The following is a 10,784-nucleotide window of genomic DNA, read 5'->3' on the forward strand; positions in this document are numbered from 1 at the left end:
GTGGACCATTGAAGAGCCGGTGGCGCCGGGGTGCCAGAGGGCACCGGGTGTCGATTTCCTCACGCCCGGCCGCGGCATGCCCCGCGGCCGGTCGGGGCAGGCGCGGCGGGACGCTCGTGGTCAGGGGTTTTCCGGCGCCGGTGCGCCGCTGCCCGCCCGTGCGGCCGGGAAGGTGTCCGGGTGACCGCGCGTCAGGACTCCGCGGTGTGCCCGGCCGGGTCGTGCACGTACCGACGAGGAGGTCCGGGCCCCGGACGCCGAGCGCGCCGGACGCCCACCCGACCGGCGGGCCGGGACCTCAGCCGACGAGCAGCAGGAGCTTTCCGCCCGAGCCGCCGCGTTCGCCCCAGCGGTGGGCCTCGGCGGCCTCGGCGAGCGGCAGGGTCGCGGGCACCGGCAGGGCGAGGGTGCCCGCGCGGTGCAGGACGAGCACCTGCTCCAGAGCCGCGGCGGTGCGGTCCTCCCCGGGGGTACCGGCGGAGAAGCGCACCCCGTGCCGCTCCGCGGCCACCGGGTCGACGAGGCTCAGCACGCGCCCGGTGCCGCCCGCGAGGGCGGCGGAGAGCCCGAGGACATCGGCGCCCGACGTGTCCAGGGCGGCGTCGACCCCCTCCGGTGCCGCGGCCCGCAGCCGCTCGGCCACGCCCTCGCCGTAGACCACCGCCTCGGCGCCGAGCTCCCGTACCCGGTCCTGCGCCTGAGCGCTCGCGGTGCCGAGGACCCGGGCGCCGCGGGCCCGCGCGAACTGCGCGGCCATGCTGCCGACCGCGCCCGCGGCCCCGTGCACCAGCAGGGTCTCGCCGCCGGTCAGGCGCAGCTGCTCCAGGGCGCGGTAGGCGGCCTCGGCGGCGACGGGCAGGCCCGCGGCCGGTACCGGGTCCAGGTCCTCCGGGCGCCGGACGAGCCGGTCCGCCTCGGCGAGGGCGTACGCGGCGTAGGCACCCCGCGCCTTGCCGAAGACCTCCTCGCCGACGGCGAGGCCCTCGACGCCCTCGCCGAGCGCGTCCACGGTGCCCGCCAGCTCCAGTCCGGGCACATGCGGCAGCGCGAGGGGCATCACCGCGGCCATGGCGCCGCCGCGGAGCTTCCAGTCCAGCGGGTTGACCCCGGCGGCGCGCACCGCCACCAGGACCTGGCCGGGGCCGGGCTCCGGCCGGGGGAGGGAGACGGCTTCGAGTACCTCGGGCGGGCCGTACTCGGCGAAGGCGATGGCCTCGGGCATGACGGGCTCCTGGGTCGGTCGGGGCCGGGTCCGTTCTCCAGCCTGCGCCACCCAGCCTGCTCCCGCCCGGGACGCGGGCCGCCCCGTCGTACGGCCGGTTCCACCCGGCCGGAAGGCCAGGCGGCCGCCCGGGGCGCCTGGCTACGGTGGACGGCATGGACCATGCGGAGGAGTCGGCCGCCCACGCGGAGGAGCCGGCCGCGGGGCCTGAGGGCGCCGGGACCGGGCGCGTCCCCGTCCCCGACTGGACCGACCCGGCCGCCGTGCTCGCCGCCGCCACCCGGGTGCTCAGGGCGCCGCTGGGCGGGACGCTCGGGCGGCTGTCGTCGGAACTGGGCGCCCTTGTGCCGCACCGCGCCGCCGCCGCACTCAGCGGCTACTGCGCGCACTCCCCGCTGAAGACCGCCGGGGACCGGGAGCTCGCCGCGCGGGTCACCGGCTCCGAGCTGGGGCGGCTGGCCGCCACCGTGCCGGTCGACCGGCCGTGGCAGGGCGCCGCACAGCTGGCGGGCGAGGAGCGCCGGGTGCTCGCGGTGGCCTCCCGGGAGGCCGGCGGCGCGGGTGCCCTGCTGGTGCTCGCCGAGGTCTCCGGGGAGCCGCTGCCCGCGCCCGTCCTCCGGCTGGTCCAGCGGCTCTGGGACCTGGTGACCGCCAGGGAGCTGGGCCGCGCCCTGGCGCCGGAGCCCGCCCAGCTCGGCCGGTCCAGGGCCGCCGCCAGCGAGCGCGGCCGGGTGATGGCCGAACTCGCCGCCGCGCACTCCGCCACCCTCACCGGTCTGCTCACCACCCTGCGCGCGCCCGCACTCGGGGACGGCCAGGCCCGCGCGGCCGCCACCGAACTCGCCCTCTCCGCGCTGCTCGCCCTGCGCTCCTACGCCGAGTGGGACCGGGGCCTGTCCGAGGAGAGCCTCGGCGAGGCCTTCGCCCGCAGCGCCGCCGAACTGCGTCCGCTGCTGCGCTTCGGCAACGTCCGCCTGGAGCTGCGGGCCCCCGAACCGGACCGTACGGTCCCCTCCGACCTCGCCCACACCGCGGGCGCCGCCACCCGGGCCACCGTCCTCGCGATGCTGGAGCAGGACGGGGTGCGCCGCCTCCGCCTGCGCTGGCACACCGCGGCGGACCGGCTGCGGGTGGTGGTCCGCGACGACGGGCCCGGCACGCTCGACGCGGACTCGCTCGGCGCGCACCGGGTGGGCGAACTGCTCGACGCGCTCGGCGGCACGCTCACCGTGGACGCCGAGCCCGGCTGGGGCACCACCGTCACCGCAGCGCTCCCGCTCGGTCCGCTCACCGCCCCCGCCCCGGGACCGCTCGCGGAACTGCACCCCCGGGAGCTGGAGGTCCTCGGCCTGCTCACCCGCGGGCTGCGCAACCGGGCCATCGCCGCCGAGCTGCACATCAGCGAGTCGACGGTGAAGTTCCACGTCGCCAACATCCTGGGCAAGCTGGGCGCCGCCTCCCGGGGCGAGGCCGCGGCACTCGCCAGGGAGGCCGGGGTCTAGGGGGTGCCGTCACCGTTCCGCACGGCGCCCGCGGCGCCCGGCACGCACTCTCGCCGCACCGGACTAAGGCCCGAGCAGCTCCGCTACGAGAGCCTTCGCCCGGCGCTCCCCCGAGCTCTTCGAGCAGGGGGTACCCCCAGCGAGCACGCACCGGACACCGCGGACACCACACAGGACGGTGAAGACACCCCCGGCGCCGCCGGGCGCCTGACACCGGGGGCGGCGACCGGCCCGGACGCGCTGTCGGCCCGGACGCGGTCGATCCCTGCGGAGGGTGTCAGCCCCGCCGCAGCATCCGCGTCGCCCCCGCCGCGACCGTCGTGGCGAGGATCCAGCCGAGCAGGATCAGCGTGGTGGAGGCCCACTGCCAGGCCCCGCTCATCCGCCAGTAGCCGTCCTGGCCCAGATCGATCACCGGGAGCAGCAGGTCCAGGGCGAAGAGGGCGGCGTTCCACTCCGGGTGCTCCTCGCCCTTGAGCGAGGGGTGCGGGGCGTGCGCGAAGGCGAAGGCGCTGACCGCCCAGAGCACCGCCATCCACACCGCGGCGCGGCCGGGCCGGTATCCGTAGGCGACCGTCCAGTCCTGGGCGTAGCCCCAGAGCTTTCCGGCCAGCGGCAGGGTCTCCCGGCGTCTGCGCTGCTTGGCGAGGAGCACCTCGCGGGCGTCGGCGTCCTCGCCGGTGGTGCGCAGGACGGTGGCGAGCTTCTCGTAGGGCTCGGGGTTGTACTCGGCGGTGGCCGCGGAGACCCACTCGATGCGGCGGCTGAGCGGGAAGGAGCCGCGCGGTACGAGGTTCTCGTAGGTGAAGCCGCCGAGGCGGAGGCCGCCGACGCCGGGCCAACTGGTCGACTTGTCGACCAGGTTGACGACCTTGGCGCCGGAGAGCACCACCTGGCCGCGGCGCGGGCGCTCGCAGGTGAAGCGCAGCTCGGGGGTCTGGATGCGGCGCAGCGAGAGTTCCTGGTCGTTCTCCAGGGTGAAGCGGGCCTGGTCGAGGTCGACGGCGTCGCCGAACCGGCCGTCGTCCAGGCGCAGTCCGCCCTGGCACTCGAAGCGCTGGATGCGGGTGCCGCGGGCCGGGGTGCCGCCGGTCTGCAGGGTGTTGCCGAGGCTGGCCGGGGTCAGGTAGAGGCTGCGTTCCACGGTCAGCTGGGGGGCGTTGAGCGCCCGGCGGCCGTAGGGGTTGGCGAGGTGGCTGCCGCGCAGGCTGAGCGAGACGCCGACCTGGGCGCCGCGCAGGCTCAGCTCGCCGTGCGACTCCATCATCTCGGCCTGGAGGTCCTGGCCGACGTTGAGCCCGTCGCCCATGATCGAGCGGCCGCGCCGGTCCCGGTAGACGATCGCCTGGTTGAGCAGCAGGTCGGTGCCGATATGGGCGTCGCTCAGGCGCATGCCGTTGTGCAGGCGGCAGCGCGGCAGGTGCAGATCGCCCTCGGTGTGCAGCCGGGCGCCCTCCAGGCGCGGGATCGAGCAGTCGACCATGCGCAGGGTGGAGAACCGCGCCTCGGGCAGCAGGATCTCCTTCTCGAAGCGGCAGCCCTTCATCTCCACGTACGGATCGACCACGCCGCCCGCGAGGTCCATGACGCCGATGATCTGCAGGCCCTGGAGCTTGAGGGAGGAGACCCGGCCGGAGAGCGGGGGCGGGCCGTCGAGCAGCAGCATGCACAGGATGCGGGCGCGGACGGTGCGTTCGGGGCCCCAGGGGTGGCCGCCGTGCGGGTCGTCGACGACCGTGTCGTGGGTGCGCAGGTCGTAGACGCTGCCGTTGCGGAAGGCCTGCCACATGCCGATCTCCGCCGCGGTCAGCCAGTCCGGCGGATCTCCGACCTCGGTGACGTCGACCACGTACCCTCGTCCCTTCCCCCATGCTGTGCGGCGGTTGAGGTCCGGCGGCTCCCGCGCTGCGGCCCCGCGCACATGTACGGCCCACCAGCGTCATGCCCGCTCGGTGACCGCTTGAACGCCGAACGCTAGTGGTGAAGGGGATCTTCCGGGACCTTTGGGGGATGAGTTCCGGCCACTGTCCGAAGCGTGCCGGTACCTGCCGGGGCGCGGTGTATCAGCCAGTGGAACGGCGCGACGGGCGGTCTCGCGGGTCTGAGAGAATTGGCCACGTGATCTCCCGAATCGATCTGCGCGGCGAGGCCCTCCTGGAGGGCGCCGCCCTGCGCGACCTGCTGCCCCGTGCCGACTTCGACGTCGCGGCCGCCCTGGACAAGGTGCGGCCCCTCTGCGAGGACGTGCACCATCGGGGGAACGCGGCGCTGATCGACTACGCGGAGAAATTCGACGGCGTGCGCCTGGAGCGGATCCGGGTGCCCGCCGAGGCGCTCACCGAGGCGGTGGCCGGACTCGAACCCGCCGTCCGCGCCGCCCTGGAGGAGTCGATCCGCCGCGCCCGCCTGGTGCACCGCGCCCAGCGCCGCCCGGCCCACACCACCCAGGTGGTCCCCGGCGGCACGGTGACCGAGAAGTGGGTGCCGGTGGACCGCGTCGGCCTGTACGCGCCGGGCGGACGCTCCGTGTACCCCTCCTCCGTGATCATGAACGCGGTCCCGGCGCAGGAGGCCGGGGTGCCCTCGATGGCGCTGGCCAGCCCGCCGCAGCGGGAGTTCGGCGGACTGCCGCACCCGACGATCCTCGCGGCCTGCGCGCTGCTCGGCATCGACGAGGTCTACGCGGCGGGCGGCGCCCAGGCGGTCGCGATGTTCGCCTACGGCACCGAGCGCCCCGGCGAGGACGACGGCTGCGCGCCCGCGGACATGGTCACCGGACCCGGCAACATCTGGGTCGCCGCCGCCAAGCGCTACTTCACCGGCCGGATCGGCATCGACGCCGAGGCGGGCCCGACCGAGATCGCGATCCTCGCGGACGCCACCGCCGACCCGGTGCACGTGGCCGCCGACCTGATCAGCCAGGCCGAGCACGACCCGCTGGCCGCCGCCGTCCTGGTCACCGACTCCACCGAGCTCGCGGACCGGGTCGAGAAGGAACTCGCCCCGCAGGTCGCCGCGAGCAAGCACATCGAGGACCGGATCGCCCCGGCGCTGGCCGGCCGGCAGTCCGCGATCGTCCTCGTCGACGGGATCGAGGAGGGCCTCCGGGTCGTCAACGCCTACGGGGCCGAGCACCTGGAGATCCAGACCGCCGAGCCCGCCGCGGTGGCCGAAAAGGTGCGCAACGCGGGCGCCGTCTTCCTCGGCCCCTGGTCGCCGGTCTCGCTCGGCGACTACTGCGCCGGCTCCAACCACGTGCTGCCCACCGGCGGCTGCGCCTGCCACTCCTCGGGCCTGTCCGTGCAGTCCTTCCTACGCGGCATCCACCTGGTCGACTACAGCCGGGACGCGCTCGCCGAGGTGGCGCACCACGTGGTCACCCTCGCCGAGGCCGAGGACCTGCCCGCGCACGGCGCCGCCATCAAGGCGCGTTTCGGCGGAGCCGAACCGGATCAGCACGGCGACTGGAAGGTGCCGGGCCAGTGAGCGAGTCCACCAGCCGTATCGACGCGCTGCCCATCCGCGCCGAGCTGCGCGGCAAGTCCCCTTACGGCGCACCGCAGTTGGACGTAGCAGTGCGCCTCAACACCAACGAGAACCCGTACCCGCTGCCCGAGCCCCTCGTCGAGCGGATCGCGGAGCGGGTGCGGGAGGCGGCGCGCGGACTCAACCGCTACCCGGACCGGGACGCGGTGGAGCTGCGCACCCGGCTCGCCGCCTACCTCAGCCGCACCGGCGGGCACCCGGTCGCCCTGGAGAACGTCTGGGCCGCCAACGGCTCCAACGAGGTCATCCAGCAGCTGCTCCAGGCCTTCGGCGGCCCCGGCCGCACCGCGCTCGGCTTCGAGCCCTCGTACTCCATGCACGGGCTGATCGCCCGGGGCACCGGCACCGGCTGGATCTCCGGGCCGCGCGCCGGGGACTTCACCCTGGACCCGGAGAGCGCCGCCCGCACCATCGCCGAGAACCAGCCGGACGTGGTCTTCGTGACCACGCCCAACAACCCGACCGGCAACGCGGTCCCGGCCGAGACCGTCCTCGCGCTCTACGAGGCGGCGCAGTCCGCGAAGCCCTCGATGGTGATCGTGGACGAGGCCTATGTGGAGTTCAGCCACGGGGACTCGCTGCTGCCGCTGCTCGCCGGGCGCCCGCACCTGGTGATCTCCCGGACCATGTCGAAGGCCTTCGGCGCGGCCGGGCTGCGCCTCGGCTACCTCGCCGCCGACCCGGCGGTCGTCGACGCGGTCCAGCTGGTGCGGCTGCCGTACCACCTCTCGGCGATCACCCAGGCCACCGCGCTCGCGGCGCTCGAACACACCGACACCCTGCTCGGCTACGTCGAGCAGCTGAAGGCCGAGCGGGACCGCCTGATCACCGAACTGCGCGCCGCGGGGTACGAGGTCACCGCCTCGGACGCCAACTTCGTCCAGTTCGGCATCCCCGCCCCGGGCGGCGAGCCGCGGGAGGCGCACGCGCTCTGGGAGGGTTTCCTGGCGCGCGGGGTGCTCGTGCGGGACAACGGCGTCCCCGGCAGGCTGCGGGTCAGCGCCGGAACCCCGAAGGAGAACGACGCGTTCCTCGACGCGGCGCGCGCACTGATCAAGGAAGACGAGGCAGGAACAGCATGAGCCGCACCGGACGCACCGAGCGGACCACGAAGGAGACCTCCGTCCTCGTCGAGATCGACCTCGACGGCACCGGGCGCACCGAGATCTCCACGGGCGTCGGCTTCTTCGACCACATGCTCGACCAGCTCGGCCGCCACGGCCTCTTCGACCTCACCGTGAAGACCGAGGGCGACCTGCACATCGACACCCACCACACCATCGAGGACACCTCCCTCGCGCTCGGCGCCGCCTTCAAGCAGGCCCTCGGCGACAAGGTGGGCATCTACCGCTTCGGTAACTGCACGGTCCCGCTGGACGAGTCCCTCGCCCAGGTCACCGTGGACCTCTCGGGGCGGCCGTACCTGGTGCACACCGAGCCTGAGAACATGGCGCCGATGATCGGCTCCTACGACACCACCATGACCCGGCACATCCTGGAGTCCTTCGTCGCCCGGGCGCAGGTCGCCCTGCATGTGCACGTGCCCTACGGACGCAACGCGCACCACATCGTGGAGTGCCAGTTCAAGGCCCTGGCACGGGCCCTGCGCTACGCCAGCGAGCGCGACGCGCGCGCCGCCGGAATCCTTCCTTCCACAAAGGGTGCGCTGTGAACGGTCTTTCCACGCTGCTGATCGTCGTCGGTCTGTTCCTGCTCGGCGGGATCTACTCCTTCGTCAAGCAGGAGATGCCGAAGAGCCTGATCGTCCTGCTCTCGATCGGCGCCGGCATGTGCCTGCTCGCCGGGGTGATGAGGCTGGAGGTATGGAATTGAGCACCGCGAGGCCACCCAAGGTCGTCGTCTTCGACTACGGCTTCGGCAACATCCGCTCCGCCGAGCGCGCCCTCGCCCGGGCCGGCGCCGAGGTCGAGATCACCCGCGACTACGAGGCCGCGATGAACGCCGACGGGCTGCTCGTGCCCGGCGTCGGCGCCTTCGCCGCCTGTATGAAGGGCCTCACCGCGGCCCGCGGCGACTGGATCATCGACCGCCGCCTGTCCGGCGGGCGCCCCGTCCTCGGCATCTGCGTCGGGATGCAGATCCTCTTCAGCCGCGGCGTGGAGCACGGCGAGGAGTGCGCGGGCCTCGACGAGTGGCCCGGCACCGTCGGCCCGCTCAAGGCCGAGGTCGTCCCGCACATGGGCTGGAACACCGTCGAGGCGCCCGCCGACTCCCGGCTCTTCGCCGGGCTCGACCCCGAGACCCGCTACTACTTCGTCCACTCCTACGCCGTCCACGACTGGACCCTGGAGACCGGCAACCCCGCGATCCGCGCGCCCCTGGTCAGCTGGGCGACCCACGGCGAGCGCTTCGTGGCCGCGGTCGAGAACGGCGCCCTGTGGGCCACCCAGTTCCACCCCGAGAAGTCCGGCGACGCCGGTGCCCAGCTCCTCACCAACTGGATCGAGACGCTCTGATCATGGCTTCCACGCTCGAACTCCTCCCCGCCGTCGACGTCCGCGACGGCCAGGCCGTCCGGCTCGTACACGGCGAGTCCGGTACGGAGACCTCCTACGGCGCCCCCCTGGAGGCCGCCAAGGCCTGGCAGCGCGCGGGCGCGGAGTGGCTCCATCTGGTCGACCTGGACGCGGCGTTCGGCACCGGCGACAACCGCGCCCTGATCGCCGAGGTCGCCGAGAGCCTCGCCGCCGACGGGGTCAAGGTGGAGCTGTCCGGCGGCATCCGCGACGACGACTCGCTCGCCGCGGCCCTCGCCACCGGCTGCACCCGGGTCAACCTCGGCACCGCCGCCCTGGAGCGCCCCGAGTGGGTCGCCGAGATCATCGCCGCCTACGGCGAGAAGATCGCCGTCGGCCTCGACGTGCGCGGCACCACCCTGCGCGGCCGCGGCTGGACCCGCGACGGCGGCGACCTCTACCGGACGCTGGCCCGCCTGGACTCCGAGGGCTGCGCCCGCTACGTCGTCACCGACATCGCCAAGGACGGCACCCTCCAGGGCCCCAACCTGGACCTGCTCAAAGACGTCTGCGCCGCGACCGACCGCCCCGTCGTCGCCTCCGGCGGGGTCTCCTCGCTCGCGGACCTGAAGGCGCTCGCCGCACTCGTCCCGCAGGGGGTCGAGGGCGCGATCGTCGGCAAGGCGCTCTACGCCAAGGCGTTCACCCTCGAAGAGGCACTGGAGGCGGTGGCCTGATGGCCGGCACAGCACGGCGGGTACGCAGCGGCTCCTCCTGGGAGCAGATCTTCGGCTCGGCACGGGCCGTGGAGGCGGGCGACCGGGTCCTGGTCGCGGGCACCACCGCCTTCAGCGGCACCGTCCTGCACGGCGAGGGCGACCCCTACGAACAGGCCAAGGCGGCCTTCACCAACGCCCTCGACGCCCTCGCGGAGTTCGGCCTCGGCGCCGACTCCGTGGTGCGCACCCGGATGTACCTCACCCACGCCCGCGACGTGGACCCGGTCGGCCGCGCCCACCGGGAGCTCTTCGAGGCGGTGCTCCCGGCCGCGAGCCTCTTCGTCGTCTCGGGCTTCGTCGACTCCCGGGTCCTGGTCGAGGTCGAGCTGGAGGCCTACCGCCCCGCCGCCCGCGAGGACCGAGGAGCGCCGCGCCCATGACGCTGGCGGTCCGAGTCATCCCCTGCCTGGACGTGGACGGCGGCCGGGTCGTCAAGGGCGTCAACTTCCAGAACCTGCGCGACGCGGGCGACCCGGTCGAGATGGCCAAGGTCTACGACGCCGAGGGCGCCGACGAGCTCACCTTCCTCGACATCACCGCCTCCTCCGGCGACCGCGAGACCACCTACGACGTGGTCCGCCGCACCGCCGAGCAGGTCTTCATCCCGCTCACCGTCGGCGGCGGGGTGCGCACCGCCGAGGACGTGGACAAGCTGCTGCGCGCGGGCGCCGACAAGGTGGGCGTCAACACGGCGGCCATCGCCCGCCCCGCACTCATCCGGGAGATCGCCGAGCGCTTCGGCCGCCAGGTCCTCGTCCTGTCGGTGGACGCCCGCCGGACCCCGGACGGCGGCTTCGAGGTCACCACCCACGGCGGCCGCCGCGGCACCGGCCTGGACGCGGTCGAATGGGCCCACCGGGCGGCCGAGTTGGGCGCCGGGGAGATCCTGCTCAACTCGATGGACGCGGACGGCACCAAGGACGGCTACGACCTGGAGATGATCCGCGCCGTCCGCGCCCGCGTCGGCATCCCGGTCATCGCCTCCGGCGGCGCGGGCCGCCTCGGCGACTTCCCGCCCGCCGTCGACGCGGGCGCGGACGCGGTGCTCGCCGCCTCCGTCTTCCACTTCGGCGACCTGCGCATCGGCGAGGTGAAATCCGCCCTCCGGGAGTCGGGGGCCCCGGTGCGGCAGTCCGCCTAGGGCGCGACCCCCGCGTCCCGTACGCCGTCCCTGTCCGTACGTGGTGGGGCTTCCGCGCAGCCGTCCGTACGCGGTGGGGCTTCCGCGCACCCGTCCGTACGCGGTGGGGCCTCCTGG

General features: G+C 74.4%; 11 protein-coding genes. 9 read left to right on the plus strand and 2 right to left on the minus strand.

The features are described 5' to 3' along the window. Positions 1-298: 298 nt before the first annotated feature. Positions 299-1,222 carry an NADP-dependent oxidoreductase gene (locus tag MID12_RS26145; protein WP_263171101.1) on the minus strand — a complete coding sequence of 308 codons (924 nt, stop codon included), beginning with the start codon at positions 1,220-1,222 and terminating at the stop codon, positions 299-301. 155 nt (positions 1,223-1,377) lie between these two features. On the opposite strand from MID12_RS26145, the gene MID12_RS32325 reads away from it, so the two are divergent. Next, entirely contained in the window at positions 1,378-2,724 is a 1,347-nt protein-coding gene (locus tag MID12_RS32325) for a LuxR C-terminal-related transcriptional regulator (protein ID WP_317633407.1), read from the plus strand. Between the two features lie 277 nt (positions 2,725-3,001). On the opposite strand, the gene MID12_RS26155 is transcribed toward MID12_RS32325, so the two are convergent. Then, entirely contained in the window at positions 3,002-4,513 is a 1,512-nt protein-coding gene (locus MID12_RS26155; protein ID WP_237283113.1) for an oxidoreductase, read from the minus strand. Positions 4,514-4,842: 329 nt separating this feature from the next. Between MID12_RS26155 and hisD the strand changes: the two genes are divergently transcribed. From hisD to hisF, 8 genes are read left to right on the plus strand one after another with little or no spacing between them, the layout of a single operon-like run. Then, positions 4,843-6,210, plus strand: coding sequence for a histidinol dehydrogenase (gene hisD / locus MID12_RS26160; protein ID WP_263171103.1), 1,368 nt, complete (start codon positions 4,843-4,845; stop codon positions 6,208-6,210). Continuing rightward, positions 6,207-7,352: a histidinol-phosphate transaminase gene (locus tag MID12_RS26165; RefSeq protein WP_263171106.1), complete on the plus strand. Its 1,146-nt coding sequence runs from the start codon at positions 6,207-6,209 to the stop codon at positions 7,350-7,352. Before hisD ends, MID12_RS26165 begins: the two co-directional genes overlap by 4 nt. Beyond that, positions 7,349-7,942, plus strand: a complete 594-nt coding sequence (gene hisB / locus MID12_RS26170; RefSeq protein WP_263171109.1) for an imidazoleglycerol-phosphate dehydratase HisB — start codon at positions 7,349-7,351, stop codon at positions 7,940-7,942. The genes MID12_RS26165 and hisB overlap by 4 nt, the downstream gene beginning before the upstream one ends. After that, positions 7,939-8,103, plus strand: a complete 165-nt coding sequence (locus MID12_RS26175; RefSeq protein ID WP_040254448.1) for a hypothetical protein — start codon at positions 7,939-7,941, stop codon at positions 8,101-8,103. Before hisB ends, MID12_RS26175 begins: the two co-directional genes overlap by 4 nt. Next, positions 8,094-8,747: an imidazole glycerol phosphate synthase subunit HisH gene (gene hisH / locus MID12_RS26180; protein WP_040254451.1), complete on the plus strand. Its 654-nt coding sequence runs from the start codon at positions 8,094-8,096 to the stop codon at positions 8,745-8,747. Before MID12_RS26175 ends, hisH begins: the two co-directional genes overlap by 10 nt. Positions 8,748-8,749: 2 nt before the next feature. Continuing rightward, positions 8,750-9,484: a bifunctional 1-(5-phosphoribosyl)-5-((5-phosphoribosylamino)methylideneamino)imidazole-4-carboxamide isomerase/phosphoribosylanthranilate isomerase PriA gene (gene priA, locus MID12_RS26185; protein WP_040254453.1), complete on the plus strand. Its 735-nt coding sequence runs from the start codon at positions 8,750-8,752 to the stop codon at positions 9,482-9,484. After that, a complete protein-coding gene (locus tag MID12_RS26190; RefSeq protein WP_040254455.1) occupies positions 9,484-9,906 on the plus strand; it encodes a Rid family hydrolase in 423 nt (140 codons plus the stop codon). Before priA ends, MID12_RS26190 begins: the two co-directional genes overlap by 1 nt. Then, on the plus strand, positions 9,903-10,667 hold the full coding sequence (hisF, locus tag MID12_RS26195; protein WP_040254457.1) for an imidazole glycerol phosphate synthase subunit HisF: 765 nt from the start codon (positions 9,903-9,905) through the stop codon (positions 10,665-10,667). The genes MID12_RS26190 and hisF overlap by 4 nt, the downstream gene beginning before the upstream one ends. Positions 10,668-10,784: the final 117 nt, after the last annotated feature.

Origin of the sequence: Streptomyces sp. SCSIO ZS0520 (assembly GCF_025643355.1) — a bacterium.
Lineage (GTDB): Bacteria > Actinomycetota > Actinomycetes > Streptomycetales > Streptomycetaceae > Streptomyces > Streptomyces physcomitrii.